Source organism: Mucilaginibacter celer (assembly GCF_003576455.2).
GTDB lineage: Bacteria > Bacteroidota > Bacteroidia > Sphingobacteriales > Sphingobacteriaceae > Mucilaginibacter > Mucilaginibacter celer.
Genome location: NZ_CP032869.1, coordinates 1,072,981 through 1,088,891, shown reverse-complemented (window position 1 = coordinate 1,088,891; position 15,911 = coordinate 1,072,981). Strand labels below are relative to the sequence as shown.

Below are 15,911 nucleotides of genomic sequence, written 5' to 3'. Positions count from 1 at the left end.
AAACGAACCTAAATTTATTATCATGATCAATAAAGTACCTGTAAAAAAGCTAATTGAATTTGGCAGATTTTCTGAAAGAAGACAAACAACTTTCGCGAACAAGCTAAAAGTTCCAAAGAAAATTGATTTAGACGAAAATAGTAATGGCGGTGATTATTGGATACGAAGTACCAGCGGGTTAGCTCGCGCATTTAAAGAAAACAGTCCATCGGTCATAAAAGAAAAAATTGAAGACCTATCAACTGATTTTGAATCGACAGAATTCAACAATACAAAAATAATGTTCAAGCGAAATCTTGAGATACTCCACAATTATGAAGACTTCGATTTTTCGATTTGGCGTCCATCTAATGATTTAAAATTTCTTTCAAAATCAAACTCACCCCTACTTATAAAGGATGTACCAATACAGATTCTCCCTCATCATATATTTTCTTTTAAAAACAAAGGCGAACTTTCAGTTGGTGGCATTTGGTTTGTTGTCTGGTTAGAAGGGTTCAAACCAAGTGATTTAGGTACATTTTCCGATGCGCTGTTCAGATACATATCACATCTTTATTCACGAGAGCATAAAGTAAATCCTACTTACTGCATAATTGTGGATGCTCTGAGTAAAGAAACGGTAAATTACCAGCAAGTTTTAGAAGGAAAAATTCCATCATCACTTAATACGACAATCGATAGGCTCAAGAAATACCTATAAGTTCCGGCTTCCCCCGCTGCCGCAAGCGTCCTCGCTTGTGGCCCGCGTTTAGGTATACAACATGCTAAATCGCTCATATAACTTAGCATAATGACCACAAGTGGGGATGCTTGCAGTAGCTTTTGAGTATTTGACACTGGCTTTTTAAATAAAGAAAAGTTAGAATGTAGATTTAATATTATATTTGATAAACAACCATCCGCTATGCCTACTCCTGATCTTACCAATATTGAAACTCTTCTGAAGGAAGAATATTTTCATCTTCAAAATACGATAGAATCTTTTGATAGCAAAAGTATAACAATCAAAGCTTGGAGTATTTCAGGTAGCCTTGTTGTTATGGGAGCCGGATTTACAGATAAAGGAAGTAACGAGTTATTTTTAGTTGCGTCTTTTGCATCATTATTATTCTGGTATATTGAAGGTATTTGGAAGGCTTTTCAACAGTCTTTTTACGACCGCGTTTATACAATTGAAGATCATTTTAACGCTGAAATAAAAAAACCGATACAACCTTTACAGCTAAGTCATTTTTGGAGCAAAAGATGGCATGGTAAATACAAAAAAGGCACTTTCAAAGTCCTCTTTTGGCCACACGTTATGTTACCGCACGTATTTGTATTTTTAGGAGGGATCGCTATTTATCTTCTGGCAACTTACCATATCATTAACCTTCGTGCGAATATTTAAACAACAACAATCTAACTGGTGGAAGTTTAATTCTCGCTGGCGCACGCGTGCCGCGTGTGCCCCGCATTTAGGTCTACGCTAACTGGCGCCAGTATTCAGCACAAGTAGAAGCCTAAAATATTCATCAAAAATCCAAGTTCATGCAAAGTAGATATACATACTTTATCCGGAAGTAGCCGGACAGTTAGGTACAAAGACTACATTGGATAGAAATGTACATCCGCCGATTGTCAGCAAACTGCACTATCAATTTGATGGCTGGCTCGGCGACTATCTTCTTGAATGTTTTCCTTGTTTTATCTGTACCGAAAAATTAATGGAGTATCTGAAAAGTTCTGATTTAACAGGTTTTGCGGATTGCGAAATCAGTAAATCGGAGCAGTTTACTGATCTTTATCCGGATAGAATCTTACCTGTATTTTATTGGTTAGTAGTTAATGGCGATGCTAACAACGACTTTTCTTTATCACCGAATGCATCATTATTAGTTTCTGAAAACGCTTTGAATAGCCTTAAAAAGTTTCAAACAACGAATTGCGAAATTGAAAACTATTTTAATTGACGCTAATTTGAGAACCCCCAACTGGCGCGAGTATGCAGCACAGGACAAAAGCCTGGCTTACTCGAGACTTTCTAAGCGATAAAGGTCACGAGTACCCAATCCCTCATATCCAGTCTGCAAACCCGCGTCGGCTGGGGACAGCTACCAATTCATCCTGCTCATTGCTGCCTATAATAACCGCCATACCCAGCAGATCAGGGAAGTAATGGCGGATGCTAAAAGTAAGTTTAAGCTACTGCACATTTATCGCATCTACCTCAAAGTGCAATGTCTGTTTCATTTTAGCATTTGCACTACCTAATATGAGCGTTTTTCCCCTTGCCAGCCTGTTGAGCGCAGGAACTGTTCCCAGGTTAGGCTATTTGGATTTACGCGTCGGCTCCATAACCAATCGCGATCTTTGCTGAAATAGCCATATTCAACAGCGTATTCCACCATCCCCAGTGTTTCTTGCAGCAAAAGCTCATTTGCCCCAAATTCAGGAAAATGCCGGAGGAAATCCTCACGCGAAAAGGCTGAACTGTACACTGCCTTCTTTCCGGTAACACGCATAAAAGTATCAACCATCTCGCGGGGTGAGATCACATCGCCTATTACCGGTAAGGATTTGCCAGAATACCTGTCCGGATCTGATAAGATCTCTAAAACTGCGGGGCCGGTGGCAGTAAGGGGATCGGCAAACGGCGCCCGGAAATCTTCCGGGAGGTATATAGGAAATACAAGGGTATCGCCGTGCTGATAAGGGGTATAAAATTCAATGAGGTTTGTATAAAAAAAGGCCATGTAGATAAACGTGCTTTTAATTGGAAGCGTACGTATATATTCTTCTACCCGTGCCTTATCCGTAAAATGGGGAGCGAACTTTTTTCCTCCTGTGATCTTATCTACATTTTCCAGGCTGCTGAATATCAAATGTTTTACACCGGCCTTCAGGGCGGCGTCTGCCAGCTGTTTACCCAATTCAAACTCGTGGGTTTGTGGAGGGGCTATACCCGGTGTCATCATGAAAACAGCATCAGAGCCGAAGAATGCCCTTGCATATTCGTGCTGATACCCTGCGTCAAGCGGCAGGTTAATGAGTTCCGCCCCCATTTCTATTAAGGCGCGTGCCTGCGGTGAGTCAATTCGTCGGGTAATACCGCGTACGCGGTATAGCCCGCTTTGTAAAAGCGTGTGCGCAGCACTGTATCCCTGCTTGCCCAAAACACCAGTTATGGTAATTAGCGGTTTGTTTTGTAACGTAGAGTCTTTACTTATGTTAGCCATCGTCATCTGTAATTTTGTACTATAATAATTATAGTTGCAAAACTATTTATAGCTCTGTACATTTGCAATAACTATCATTTTCGATAGCTCAAAATACCTGGCATATGAAAATAGAATGCATTGGCGAGGGTGTTAAACTGAACGATAAGGTTTATCCCTGTACGGTAAGCCTGGCAATGGACCTTGTTGGCGGGAAATGGAAAACAGTGATCCTGTACCATTTAAAATCGGAACCTAAAAGGTACAGCGAACTTTTAAAGGAAATGCAGGCCGTAACGGAAATGACCCTAAGCCTGCAACTAAAGCAACTGGAAAAGGACGGTTTGATTACAAGGAAGGTATATGGTAACAAACCACCCGTAAAAGTGGTTTATAGCTTAACGGATTTCGGCAAGACCTTCATTCCTGTACTGGAGGCTATCACGGCCTGGGGGAACCAGGTTACAGAGCAAAAAGGTACATTCGTCAGGAACTCTCTTTGATTACTTCATTCCCTACTGGTCGAAGTTTAGCGCAGGCATAACTTCGTCCTAAATTCATGCAAGCATTCTGCTTGCGCGTACGGGATATTTTACTTCCAACTATATCGGTTATGTAATTTTAGCTGAAACTACAAACATCCCCATCAACATTCTCAAATCGAGAAAGCCAATTAATCAAAATGACATAATTTCAAAATAACCAGCAAAATAAAAAACGGTTTACCGAGGCTTCTAAACGCGTTTTTAATATAAATAACAAGCCATGGCATAACTATAGCAACTGCATCCTGCTGTAAAAATACCGCAGCAATTAAGGATGAAGATGAACACTGATAAAGCCCATCACCTCCGGCCCTTTTGGCCCGAAAAAGAGGCTGATGCGAATGCCCGTAAAAGCGTAAAAAATCGTATTGAGGCGTTAGATGATAAGTTACAGCGCATGCTGCTCTGGAGTAATATACTTACCCTGTGCGCCTGTATCCAGGTAATTTTTACCATCAGCAGGCTTTACGGGAGTTTGACGGGAGGGCACCCCGTGTTATTGGCTGCTACCCTTATCCTGATTATGATCATGCTGGCATTATACTTATTCTTTGTATGGAGGGGTATTGTTTACCGGGATACCGGCAGCACCGATATAAGAATCAGCTACCTGCAATACCGCATTCAAAAAATAACCGGGCAGGTTAAACTTATGGCGGGTTATCTTTCGGTGTATTCCGTTGTAATTGTTATTTCAGGTATATTCTTTTATGTGGATATTAATAATGGCCTTACAATACTGTTCAAAACCACCGCCCCCGTTACCATGCTCATGTACCTGCTTGGGTTTTATTTTATTACCGGATTTGTAAAGCAAAAGCGAAAGCTATCAGCAATTAAAAAGCAGCTTGATCATACCGAGCCACAGACTGATCTTAACTCCCTTTAAATTAAATATTTATATTACAACTTTGGGTACTAAACAAAAACATTTTAAATTAAATATTTTACTTCGCTTTAAACTTCGCCACCAGCGCCCTGGTATGCTCATTAGGCACCAACAAATAAGCCCGCTCCGCCCACTTTGCTGCATCCTTTTGCGCGGCATCATCCCCCGGCAACAACTCCCTGAAAGCATCTGCAACCTCAAACAAAAGCGTAGCCACATTACCCGAATACTGCCTCGCGGCCAAAAGTTTCTCTTCGGCAAAACCCGGTATTTTAGTACTATCCTGCTGTCCGCTTAAAAACGGAGCCATTACTTTATCAAACAACTCTTTATCTTTTTCACGAGCCAACAAAGTATCAACCGCCATCTGTTTCACAGCCAAACGGTTGCCTGCTTTTTTTAGGCCATCGGTAAGTTGCAGTTTTCGACAATGGTACAGGGCAGCATGGTCGGCAGTTAGTTGGGCGGCTTCGGTTAGTAGCGGATACAACTTTTCTTCAATAGCCAAAGCCTGCAGGGCTGTTTGCCGGTCGCCGGCTTTGGCGGCATCGCCCCAGGCAAAGTATAGGGTATTATCAAACAGATTGTTGGCCACCTGTTTTTGTTCGTCATGATCAAATACATTAAGATTTTCAGCAATCAACGGCACCGCTGCCGACCATGTGCGTCCGCAGTTTTTCAACAGGAAACGAAGCTCTGCGGCGTTCATGTCTTGCTTTTTCAGGGTTGCTACGTAGGCGTTCAGTATCCTGGCGTTATCCAACTGTACCGCTGTTCGCGCTTCCAGGTAAGTATGAAAGAATGATTTACTGCGTTCGCCACCGGCAAATCGGGCGTCTAAAGCAGATAACCTTAGCGATGTACTGTCACTGCCCAATGCCAATTTCGCAGCCGCAATAAATTCATCGACGGGCATATAGTCGGTACGTTTACTGCGCAGCACGCCTTTAGGGTCGAGGTAAAGCCAGGTTGGGTATGCACTTATGCCGAAGGCTTTGGCAATTGCCGGCCCCTCCCCTTTTTCGGCATTAAGGCGGTAGCAGATAAAATTATTGTTGTAAAACTTACCAACTTCGGGCAGCGGAAAAATCTCCTTCTCCATGCGCTTGCAGGGGCCACACCAATCGGTATACACATCTACAAAAATGGGGAGTTGTTTTGCCTGGGCCGTGGCCAGCAATTGTTTCCAGCTTCCGCCCAAAAAACGGATGCCGCCTCGTTGTTGCTGCGCATGTGCAGGGCGCAACAAGCTTAGTAATAGGCAGAAACAAAGTATTTGTGGTTTCATATCGTAAAGCTACTATTTTTGGGCACAGGTTATTGATCATCCTTCACAACAACACTATTCAACCCCACCAAATTACCCAACGCACTACCCAGCGTATTATTAAAATAAGCATACACGGTTTTACCCTCCCCACGCCACTCATTAATATAAGCCGCATATTCGGCAATAACATCATCGGCATAATTGCCTCGATACCCTGCTTCCGGTCCATGAAACCTGAGGTAAACAAAATCGGCAGTGGATTCGATAAAGGGTGGAGCCGATGCCTTCATATCATGCATAACTATCGCCACATCATTATTTTGCAACAACTGATAGGTTTGCTGATTATACCACGACGAATGCCTGAACTCAACCACAATGCGCCATGGCGATTCCCGGTTATATTGCTGAATAATGGCTAACAAAGCTGCCAACTGCCCGAAACTCTCAAAGCGGGTACCTGGCGGTAATTGGATCAGCAGGCAGCCTTTTTTATCGCACCGGTTAATAACCTCAAAAAAGCGCTCTACATCGGCAGGCTTAAAAGCAAGGTTTTTATTGTGGGTGATCTCCTTCCAAAACTTAAAGGTAAACCTGAAACCGGCAGGCACTTCGGCCGACCATCGCGCTACAGTTTTACCCAGCGGAACTTTATAAAACGTACTGTTCACCTCCAAACTGTTAAACAACGACGCGTAAAAACTAAGGCGGCTTTTATCGCGCCAGGCCTCGGGAAAGGCCAGCTTATTGGGCACCGGCAGTACGATATTGCTGGTGCCCAAATAAAAATCGCCGCGCATACGGCTCACGACAAACCCGTCACCGGCACATCCTGATCGGCCGGTCCATCATTTGCTTCGGTTATTTTGCTCAGGTTGTATTGCATCCGGCCATTATGTTCTTCACCCTTAAGCAGTCCTTTATTGTGCAGATCGGCCAAAACGGTTTTGGTAATGGCGGTAAGCTGCTCATCGGTAATGCCGGGCTGCAGGGTTTCCAGTTCATTAATCACATCAGCCGCCGAGCCCTCGCCTATTTGGGCCAGGGCGAAAATTATTTTATTCTGCTGCGTATCCTGTATCTCGAAATGTGCAGGGATGTATAAAGGTTTATACTCTTCGCGAAATTCTTCATCACTTAGTGCCATAATTGTAGTATTTAAATAGATGTATGGAGTTAAACAAGCGGCGATGGAAAGGGTTTTTGATTTGGGATTTCGGATGTTCGATTTCGGATTTACTTTTTGGGGATTTCGCCGATTTTGACCGTTGATTTTTTTGATTGCGTTGATTTCGCTGATTTTTTCACTGGGATTACTCCGATTTTTTAGATGATTACACAGATTATTTTGATCGCACTGATTAGTGTTACCCGGCATTCTGTGAATTCATTAATTCCCCCAAATTCCGGTTCAGACAATTTATTGGATTTGCCTGGCATTCTGCCCATTCATTTAATTCCCCCAAATTCCGGTTTGACTTGTCCTGCTATAGGTTGACACAAAAGTAGTCAGCAATGGATTATACATTAAGAAAAGCGCTTGCCATAGAAGAATATTTGGCGGGCGGCACAACATCAGCTAAATTAGGGCAGAAATACGGATTCGGAAACGCGAGCGTATCAAGATGGGTTGTGGAAGAAAAGAAAAAGAACAATAAAATAGCGCAAAGGGCAGCATCCCTTCAAGTGGCAAAAGAACGGGAGGGCATGCCAGAGGACATCAAGGCCTTACAGGAAGAGTTACGTAAAGCCCAATTGAAGATCCATCTACTGGAAGCAATGATTGATATATCGGATGAGCAGTATGGCACCGATATCAGAAAAAAAGCTGGCCCCAGGCAGTCATGAAAGTAGAACAAAGCCAGGGTTGTAGCTTATCCCTGTTATGTTCACTGTCTGGGTATTCGCGCCAAGCCTATTATAAGCGACGTTTATTGGAAGAGGAGGAACCCATCAAGGAGGAATTGCTGGTTCAGCAGGTTATCGGCTACAGGGATTTACAGCCCCGTATCGGAGGCCGTAAACTATTCTTCCTTATGACCCCTTTTATCAAGGCCCATAAATTAAAAATGGGTAGAGATCACTTTTTCAGGATGCTGGGCAAGTATGGCTTGTTGAACAAAAAGCGGCGTGGTAAACCACAAACTACTGATTCCAATCACTGGATGAAGAAATATCCCGACCTGATCAAAAACATGGTCCCTACGCGCTCAGAACAGTTATGGGTAAGTGATATCACTTACCTTGAACTCAGCAGTGAATTTGCTTATCTGAGCCTTGTAACGGATGCCTATAGCCGTAAGATCGTTGGTTTTCATGTTAGCGGGAACCTTACAGCCGAAGGCAGCATATTAGCATTGAAAATGGCTATTGAGGGGCGTCAGAATAAAGAAGAATTGATCCATCACTCAGATCGGGGAACGCAATATTGTTGCCACGATTATATAAAAACACTACAGGAGAACAACATAGATATTAGCATGACCCAAAGCGGGGATCCAAGAGACAATGCGATTGCTGAGCGGGTAAACGGGATCCTGAAAATGGAACTACTAAAGCCATCGTTCATAGATATTGAAGATGCAAGAACTGCTGTGACACAGGCAGTCAATATTTATAATTACTTACGCCCTCATAGCAGCATATCGATGTTAACACCTGCACTGGTACATACCAGAAAGTTTAAACTCAAACGCCTCTGGAGGAACAATTATAAGAGTAAACCTGCAAAAAGGGAGGAGACAGCCGGGTAGTTATCAACAACAAACGCCCGTTTTTAAAAAGAAAAAAAGAAGCAAAAAAAGAAAAACGTGTTAGGATGTGGATAACGCTACGCGTTACCCACATCCTAACACGACAAACAAACAATAATTATCTTTATTTTTATAAAATCACTGTCAACCTTTTTTAGGACAAGTCAGTTCAGACAAACATTCTGCTAATCCTAAAATTCTGTAAATTCAGATTCAGACAACAAACAATAAACGCGAACCAACCGGTCCGCGTTCAAAATTATGTTGCAATATTTATGGTATCGGCAATTAAACTGTTGATGGGCTGCGGATGATACCCAGTAAAAAGGATATCACAGCTATCACTAATAAAGTATGTATTAAACCTGTTGCCGAGTAGGCAAATACGCTTATCGCCCAACCTATAATCAGGATAACGGCGATGATATACAATAATGATCTCATAGTAGTATGTATTTAGTTTGTTGTAAAATACATCGTAAAAACCGTGCCATAATTTTACAGTATCAAAAAATATTATTCTTTAAGTAAAATAAATTAAATAATGACTTATGAAGTATTATGGCACCATGCTTGCATGTTTAAATAAATACCACCAGCATTATGAAACCTTTTTTTATTACCATAGCCTACAACCTGCACCTGATAGTTTTACCCGAAAGCGAAGCCCATATAGACGGGCACCCGGTACTCACCTACAGCTACAGCATTTTTCGCCGCGAACCGTCGGTACTGAACATCTCCGAAAACTATGATGCGCTTTTGCAAACCACTAAAAAAAATAATCCCAACTATTTAGGTCATATTAATTTTGAACAGCCCGGAAAGGTGTTCAATTACATTGCCGATGGGCATGAGGCTCTATCACGCGCCGAAGTTGAGGACGTGATTGAAGAAATAAACCGTTACCGGGATACGCCGCAATTGTGGTCGATTTAATAACGCTGATTGTTTTGGCCATATGAATGCGTTTGATTATGTAGGTTTGCAAAGCCTAAAGCATAAACACATGCCCGATAACCAGAGTACTATTACCAAACTGATTGCTTTTAAAGAAAGAGATAAATTTTCATCATCAGCCTGGGAAGAGCGGGGATTAAACCCATCTCCTGATGATGAAATGAGCCATTACCTGCAACAGTTTTTTAACGATTGCGCTGCCGGTCTTGCTGATGCTGTAGAAAATGAGGCATCGCCCGCTAAATTAAAATCGTTGCTGAAGCGTTACCTTGGCAAGATAAAATACCGCGATTACGATACCGAAGAGGGAGAGTTTATATGCGACCTGTTTGAAGAAATGGCGCATATAATCGGGGTAAATATCAATGATGATTTAAACAACTGGCTTCACGGGCGCACGCTGAACGTATTGTGGAAATTAAAGAGCATATTTAACAAAACCAAACCAGCCGAAATACAATTTACCTCCTGCACCGGATGCGAAGTTGAGCTGGAAACCCACATTATAAGCAAACAAGAGGGGATACCGGACCAGGGCTGGATGATTGTACGGTGCAATAACTGTAACGAGTTTAACCTGTTATCGTTTGGCAAGGGTATAAGACAAATTCAGTTTATTAATTATGGATGGATTGAAACGCTCCCGCCCGATAAATTCAATCACACACAGGCTTTAACAAGGCTTCAGCAGGTGCGCACCTACAGGAGGTAAGCCATCCGTATAAACAAAAAAGGGACTATTGTTTTAAAACAACGGTCCCTTTTTTATTTAAATCAAATTTTATTTAGTTGGCAGTACCAATTGCATAAAAGTAACAATACTACTGGCCTCGTACGATTGGATATCGCCCGTTGGCGTGCCCACAGCATAATTGCGATAAGTAAGATTACGTCCGTCGCGGTTGCCCCAGCCGGTGTTAACATTGGTTTGGATCCAGCTTAGGTATTGGTTTTGGCCACCGTCGTTAATCAGTTGCATAATATACTGGGCAAAAATGGCTTTCAGCACGCCTTGCTCGTTAAAGTCGCCCTCGGCCGGGAGGATGCCGTTGGTGCACATGTTGTTTTTAACATAATCTGCATATAGTTTGGCATCGTTAAGGTACGCCGCATCGTTGCTTTGTTTATACAGCGCCATAGCTGCGCCAATGGCCGTACCCGAGTTATAGGTATAATCCTGCCCACCCGGCGGGTTGTTGCCTATTTTATTATCGTTCACCTTGCCCGATGCATCAACCAGGTTAGTTTTCGACCATGTGTAGATCATTTTGGCCTTATCCAGGTATGCAGCATCTTTGGTAATGCTGTACAGCTTCATAGCCGCAATAACCGTAGGGAAATTGATACACGAGTTTTTGCCGCTGTGCTGAAAATCCCAAAACATGCCGCCCCCTGCAGCATCGTACGATCCGTTCCAAACCCTTTCAAATCCCGATTTTGCCTTTTCAAGGTAGGTAGCATTACCGGTAAGCTGGTTGGCGCGGGCCAGGGCTATCACCCACCACATCATATCATCATAAATAAACCAAACGGTGGTATTGTTCCAGTTATAGCCATCGTAGTGGTTATAGTTACCCTGGTAAATGTCGCTTATTTTGGTAAGCTGGGCTGGTGCTTTGGTGCGCTCGTAAACGTTCATGGCCATATCCCAGTAAATGGCCTGTGTCCAGATGGCGGCTACGCCACCCTTTTTAGTGGTGCTGAAGTAAAGTTTGTTATTGGTATCGTAAAAAGCATTATTAAAGGCGGTGTAAGCCAGGTCGGCATCGGCGCTGGTAAATCCTGGTTTGCTGTTGGTTTTGCCGGTATCGGTTTTTGGAGCATTTACCGGGTTAAGCGATTTGCTCTTACTGCAACTCGCGATAGTGATTAACAGGCTGAGCGCTAAAATACAGCACGTTTTTTTCATAGATTATAAATATAGGTTTGTAAACAGGTTTAATAATTTTTGGCAGATAGCAGTGCAATAAGGAGCCTCCTAATTATCGATTAATTGCTGTCGGCAAAACAATGATAAGGCAAAAAACAAGGCCTTGTATAGGTTTTAACCAGCAAAAAGTTGTTAACCCTAATTTTAACCGGGCTATTAACCGACTACGGCCAGCAGGTACATATAAAAACAGAAAAGCAGGAAAGTCTCCTCTACCGGGGGAGATTTAGAGGGGGCTTTTTAAAATAACCCACCGCCTGCCGGGCCAGCTCGCCATGATCTTTATGCCAGGCAGTTATAGTTGCCGGATCAAAGTAATCAATATCAAAACTCTCGATAGATTTTGTTATGTTGCCGCTGATGTACCTGCAAAAATACAATGCATGCACAGAGGTATGCGGCTGCGCGAAGGGCCCCGGCAGGCGGGTATAAAAATTAATTAATTCAACCGGTTCTACAACCAGGCTTGCTTCTTCCACAAATTCACGTTTCAGGGCCGATACCGGGTCTTCGCCAACATCAACCCAGCCGCCGGGGAGGCCCCATAAATTATCATCTGTACGGTGTTCAAGCAATATTTTGCCTTCGGCATTAAACAGGGCTCCGTTAACGCCAAATTTGGGCGTGGCATAACCCAGGTCATTGTTAAAGCGCTCGCGTAAAATTTCGGTATCTAAACCTGTAAGCTGGCTGTACTCATCGGTTGCTATGGCCAGCAAGGTTTGGTAGCGGTCCAGATCGAAGGGGTTCCGGGTGTATTTGATGCCGGTTTGTGCCAGGGCGTATATTTTTTCGAGCAGATCGAGTTGGTTTTTCATGAGATACCTGCAATATCGGGCAAAATAGTTAAGCGGCAAATAAACAGCAGTAAACAAATTGTGAAGCCTGGCGATATTACTGCTGGCAGCGCAAAGCTGTTTTGTTATGAAGATTTGATGAATGTTTGTAACAAAAAAGTTGCAATTAATTAAAGTTGTGTTAACTTAGCCGTATAAATAGTGAGCGCCTTGCTCACGATTTGTGATAAGGTTTAGGTTTAAATCCCCACGCAGCGAGTGCTGTGGGGATTTTATTTTTTTAGGCCTTAAGTGTTTTGCTGATAGATGCGTGAACGCGTGTTGCAGATTTTTAGGCACGCAAAGACGCGGAGACGCAAAGGTCTTTTTGTGGATGGCTGGTTAAGTGCTTGTTGGAGATTTTTAAGCGCGCAAAGGTGCTGAGACGCAAAGATTTTTTGTAAATGGTTGGTTAAGCCCTTGTTAGAGATTTTAAACACGCAATCAATGTGTTTTATTTTGGACAGATTTTATCAGCGCAGCTGTCTTTTTCGCTGCTTCGGCTTCAGCAAGCTTGGTTTTGGCTATTAGTGTATCCAGTTGCCTGTACTTTACCGAGCCAAACTGGTACTCTCCTGCTACCGGGCAATGGCCATCGGGGCACATCGTCCAGTTTAATTCGTTGTATGTTTTGTTTTTATCGTAGCAAACTATCATAAAAGCGTCGCGCAGTTCGGCTTTAAGATCAACCTTGCCTGGCCTGGCGTTTTTTGCTTTGGGTTTGGATAGTTTGACAACGAATAACTGTTGGGACAGAAGTACTTCCCTGGTTTTTGATGAGTGGGCGATGGAATCGGTGGGGAACCTTTTGGTTGTTGAGGCCTCGGAGCTGTTGCTGCTTAATAGTTGAAGAATGAGGCTGAGTATTAATATTGGCAACAGATTTTGATTTCTTTTTACGATAGATTTCATGGTGATAAGATTTGTGGAATGAAGATATGATATAAACGGATACTTTCAGTACCACAAATAAAAAAACAGGTAAAGTACCGGCATAACCATTATACCGGTACTTTTAATATTTATTTAAGATATCATCGCACTTGAGATCCAGTTTCCGGTTGATGAATTATCCACTTTCTCGTACACAATGCCACCGCCGGTAATAGATGCACAAACCACCTTGGTACCTACTATAGCTGCCGGGTACGATGAGTTGAGTGACGATTTGCTAAGCGCCGAGGTGGTAGTATTGGTAATAGCTAACGCTGTTGGCGTACAGCTTGCACCGCCAACTTCAAGCCATGTTGTGTTTCCTTTAATAAAACGAACAATCTGTCCCGCGGCAGGTTTAAAATTAGCCCCGGAGGCAAGGGTAATATTACCGGTGCCGTGAACGATGGTGGTGAAGCCATCAAATATCAACTCCAGTTCCTGCCCTATCAATGATCCGGATATTGTTGGCATGTTAAGAGCCGAGGTATTAATCAATTCATATAAAGATGAATCGGCAGCGGTAACGGGATTGCCGCTGAGTGTCGGGATACTTCCGGCAATTGGAATTCTGATTATTTTGTTTGGATAATAAACCCCTTTTACATTATTACCCGTACGCTGAAACTGAATTACCGGTTTAAATTGGTTTAAGGCATCATTGTTTATACCTAATTCGAGCCGTGTTGATGATAAGCGGTAATCCCATACTTTTTCATCATCAATATTATCAGTTTTTATTAGTCTAATAAGTGGGGTTCTGTGACTTTGCGTAAACGTGGTAGCCAGGTTAAAATTGGGGTATGTACCAAAAAAGGTGGTATAGGGAATACCGCTGCCTTCTACTATTTCCGGATCGGGATCAAGAGGTACATCATTAGCTGATGTTATTCTTGAGTAGCAGTTGTTCCAAAGTATGTTAGGCGAACTGTTGGTACTTTTTATGGTTGATTTTACCTTCAAAGAACCGCTGGTTGTTGGCCCCTGGTTGTTGGCCCCAAGTAAAGTTATCCCGGTACCCTGGCAATTATCAATTAAAACCGGGTAAGGTTGTACAGTAACTTTGGGTACACTCGTATCATAAGGATTTATAGCAAAATCTTCGCACTTAAGATTCACAATAACCACGTTGCTGTTCATATCAAGATTATTGATTTTGATAGCGGCACCTACATTTGAATCGGCCGAGATATTGGTAAGATTTACAGACTGAGCATGCTTTTTGCCTTCCGAACCTTCCTTTGAACCCAGACCAATACCAGGCCCTCCGTTGCAATACAGTTTAATATCGGTTACAAACAAAGGTATCCCTGCTAACGGAAATTCAATTCCGCCAGAAGGCATATATCTTACAGTTAGCCTTTGAATCATGGTAATATCAGCGGGAGATACACGGCTCCCGTCTGTGTTACGTATGCTTATTCCCCAGCCGCCTGTATTTGAGGGATTTCCCATAATAGAAAAATCATGCAGAAAGCCAGACCAAAACAGTGCGCCGGTGGTATTAGCGCCCGATTCCACACGGATAACATCAGCATTGGAGCCCGGAATCTGGTATAACTTGCTTTGTGCCCTGATATTTTGTTGTGTGGCCCCATCGCCATAAAACTGAGTTCCGGTTTTCATAACCAGTTGTGTTACAAAATAAGATCCAGCGGAAAGATATACCTGTGGTTGCTTGTAAACCTTTAATGCGAACGATGCATCGATAGCTTTCTGAATTGCGGCGGTGTCGTCGTTACCATACAAAACGGTAACTGTTAACTTTTCGTCGGGTTGGGCGCCTGCAATTTGAGCTGCCGAGGGCAGGTCAAATGTTGAATTATTGTTTAAGGTGATCTGGGTTGCCGAAGCTACGGCTGTTATTGTTGAGGTGATAAAATTTGTGTTAGCATCGTTACTGTATCGGATGTTGATAATTTTACCTACGTCTGATGAGCTAAATTGGCCTGTAGATATAGTAAAGCTGTTACTGCCGTTTGCTATCAATGATCCGGCTGTGGCACTGGCTAAAACGAACTGGCTGGAGGCGGAAGCAAAATTTGCCTTTGCGCCGAACCATTTCACATCAAATACACCTTCGTAAATTCTTTTAACTCTTTTACCATCGGCAGTAACTAAAATCGAACCGGTATCGTCGGCCGAAGTAGTGTCATTAGGGTCGTAACGCCAGTTGCCTTCCTGGTTAATGTCTGTTGTGTAAAAAATAGGGTCAGTAATGGTACCGGTAAAATCGCGGATTCCCTGGATTGTTGTTTGGATCATAATATTAAGATTTAAGTTTATTATTCTGATAACGAAGTGGTGCTATAGTGTATTATCCATTGGTAAAAAAATCATTATTCACAACTGTTTGAAATACGGAATCTCACTAACGTTACCGGATAGATAAACGCTCCGACTTTGCAGAGCTACGTCTACGCAAGTCATTTGCGCAGTGAAAATTATTTTAATAATATTATCAAAGAATTTGTCTGAACCGGGATTTGGGGAGATTTTTGGCATTGCAGGATTTTTCTTGTCTGAACCCGAATTTGGGGGAATTATTGAAATTTATTGAATTCGCTTAGCTTTCTGTTAATTCAATAAATTCCT

Annotated in this window: 18 protein-coding genes; 9 read left to right on the top strand and 9 right to left on the bottom strand. The window is 42.6% G+C overall.

What is annotated here, in order from left to right; translation table 11 throughout:
• The first annotated feature begins 22 nt into the window (after window positions 1-22).
• The 3 genes from HYN43_RS04385 (at window position 23) to HYN43_RS04375 (ending at window position 1,955) form a co-directional block, all read left to right on the top strand.
• Window positions 23-703, top strand: coding sequence for a hypothetical protein (locus tag HYN43_RS04385; RefSeq protein ID WP_119408297.1), 681 nt, complete (start codon window positions 23-25; stop codon window positions 701-703).
• A 204-nt stretch (window positions 704-907) separates the two neighbouring features.
• Window positions 908-1,393, top strand: a complete 486-nt coding sequence (locus HYN43_RS04380) for a hypothetical protein (protein ID WP_119408296.1) — start codon at window positions 908-910, stop codon at window positions 1,391-1,393.
• A 202-nt stretch (window positions 1,394-1,595) separates the two neighbouring features.
• Entirely contained in the window at window positions 1,596-1,955 is a 360-nt protein-coding gene (locus HYN43_RS04375) for a hypothetical protein (RefSeq protein WP_205589867.1), read from the top strand.
• A 297-nt stretch (window positions 1,956-2,252) separates the two neighbouring features.
• On the opposite strand, the gene HYN43_RS04370 is transcribed toward HYN43_RS04375, so the two are convergent.
• The gene (locus HYN43_RS04370) at window positions 2,253-3,221 is read right to left on the bottom strand and encodes an NmrA/HSCARG family protein (protein ID WP_119409248.1); all 969 of its coding nucleotides are present in this window, start codon (window positions 3,219-3,221) and stop codon (window positions 2,253-2,255) included.
• A 104-nt stretch (window positions 3,222-3,325) separates the two neighbouring features.
• Here HYN43_RS04370 and HYN43_RS04365 point away from each other — a divergent pair, with 104 nt between their 5' ends.
• Together HYN43_RS04365 and HYN43_RS04360 are read left to right on the top strand one after the other, a co-directional pair.
• On the top strand, window positions 3,326-3,703 hold the full coding sequence (locus tag HYN43_RS04365) for a winged helix-turn-helix transcriptional regulator (RefSeq protein WP_119408294.1): 378 nt from the start codon (window positions 3,326-3,328) through the stop codon (window positions 3,701-3,703).
• Window positions 3,704-4,019: 316 nt separating this feature from the next.
• Window positions 4,020-4,634, top strand: a complete 615-nt coding sequence (locus tag HYN43_RS04360; protein ID WP_119408293.1) for a hypothetical protein — start codon at window positions 4,020-4,022, stop codon at window positions 4,632-4,634.
• A gap of 58 nt (window positions 4,635-4,692) precedes the next feature.
• Here HYN43_RS04360 and HYN43_RS04355 read toward each other — a convergent pair whose 3' ends face one another.
• From HYN43_RS04355 to HYN43_RS04345, 3 genes are read right to left on the bottom strand one after another with little or no spacing between them, the layout of a single operon-like run.
• Window positions 4,693-5,922, bottom strand: coding sequence for a thioredoxin family protein (locus tag HYN43_RS04355; RefSeq protein ID WP_119408292.1), 1,230 nt, complete (start codon window positions 5,920-5,922; stop codon window positions 4,693-4,695).
• Between the two features lie 29 nt (window positions 5,923-5,951).
• Window positions 5,952-6,704: a DUF72 domain-containing protein gene (locus HYN43_RS04350; RefSeq protein WP_119408291.1), complete on the bottom strand. Its 753-nt coding sequence runs from the start codon at window positions 6,702-6,704 to the stop codon at window positions 5,952-5,954.
• Between the two features lie 5 nt (window positions 6,705-6,709).
• The gene (locus HYN43_RS04345; RefSeq protein WP_119409247.1) at window positions 6,710-7,051 is read right to left on the bottom strand and encodes a hypothetical protein; all 342 of its coding nucleotides are present in this window, start codon (window positions 7,049-7,051) and stop codon (window positions 6,710-6,712) included.
• A gap of 368 nt (window positions 7,052-7,419) precedes the next feature.
• On the opposite strand from HYN43_RS04345, the gene HYN43_RS04340 reads away from it, so the two are divergent.
• Window positions 7,420-7,752, top strand: a complete 333-nt coding sequence (locus HYN43_RS04340; protein ID WP_119406542.1) for a hypothetical protein — start codon at window positions 7,420-7,422, stop codon at window positions 7,750-7,752.
• A complete protein-coding gene (locus HYN43_RS04335) occupies window positions 7,749-8,657 on the top strand; it encodes an IS3 family transposase (RefSeq protein ID WP_119406541.1) in 909 nt (302 codons plus the stop codon). Before HYN43_RS04340 ends, HYN43_RS04335 begins: the two co-directional genes overlap by 4 nt.
• Window positions 8,658-8,945: 288 nt before the next feature.
• Here the strand turns inward: HYN43_RS04335 and HYN43_RS04330 are convergent, their stop codons facing one another.
• Window positions 8,946-9,101, bottom strand: a complete 156-nt coding sequence (locus tag HYN43_RS04330; RefSeq protein WP_022832652.1) for a lmo0937 family membrane protein — start codon at window positions 9,099-9,101, stop codon at window positions 8,946-8,948.
• Window positions 9,102-9,260: 159 nt separating this feature from the next.
• Between HYN43_RS04330 and HYN43_RS04325 the strand changes: the two genes are divergently transcribed.
• Window positions 9,261-9,596, top strand: coding sequence for a hypothetical protein (locus HYN43_RS04325; RefSeq protein WP_119408290.1), 336 nt, complete (start codon window positions 9,261-9,263; stop codon window positions 9,594-9,596).
• Between the two features lie 70 nt (window positions 9,597-9,666).
• Window positions 9,667-10,329 carry a DUF4844 domain-containing protein gene (locus HYN43_RS04320; RefSeq protein ID WP_162996312.1) on the top strand — a complete coding sequence of 221 codons (663 nt, stop codon included), beginning with the start codon at window positions 9,667-9,669 and terminating at the stop codon, window positions 10,327-10,329.
• Window positions 10,330-10,398: 69 nt separating this feature from the next.
• Here HYN43_RS04320 and HYN43_RS04315 read toward each other — a convergent pair whose 3' ends face one another.
• The 4 genes from HYN43_RS04315 to HYN43_RS04300 all read right to left on the bottom strand — a co-directional run bounded on the left by HYN43_RS04315 (window position 10,399) and on the right by HYN43_RS04300 (window position 15,581).
• On the bottom strand, window positions 10,399-11,526 hold the full coding sequence (locus HYN43_RS04315; RefSeq protein ID WP_119408288.1) for a glycoside hydrolase family 76 protein: 1,128 nt from the start codon (window positions 11,524-11,526) through the stop codon (window positions 10,399-10,401).
• A gap of 233 nt (window positions 11,527-11,759) precedes the next feature.
• The gene (locus tag HYN43_RS04310) at window positions 11,760-12,365 is read right to left on the bottom strand and encodes an NUDIX hydrolase N-terminal domain-containing protein (protein ID WP_119408287.1); all 606 of its coding nucleotides are present in this window, start codon (window positions 12,363-12,365) and stop codon (window positions 11,760-11,762) included.
• A 462-nt stretch (window positions 12,366-12,827) separates the two neighbouring features.
• Window positions 12,828-13,295 (bottom strand): hypothetical protein, encoded by a 468-nt coding sequence (locus HYN43_RS04305; protein WP_119408286.1) that lies wholly within the window; start codon window positions 13,293-13,295, stop codon window positions 12,828-12,830.
• A 114-nt stretch (window positions 13,296-13,409) separates the two neighbouring features.
• The gene (locus tag HYN43_RS04300; protein WP_119408285.1) at window positions 13,410-15,581 is read right to left on the bottom strand and encodes a glycosyl hydrolase family 28-related protein; all 2,172 of its coding nucleotides are present in this window, start codon (window positions 15,579-15,581) and stop codon (window positions 13,410-13,412) included.
• Window positions 15,582-15,911 lie beyond the last annotated feature (330 nt).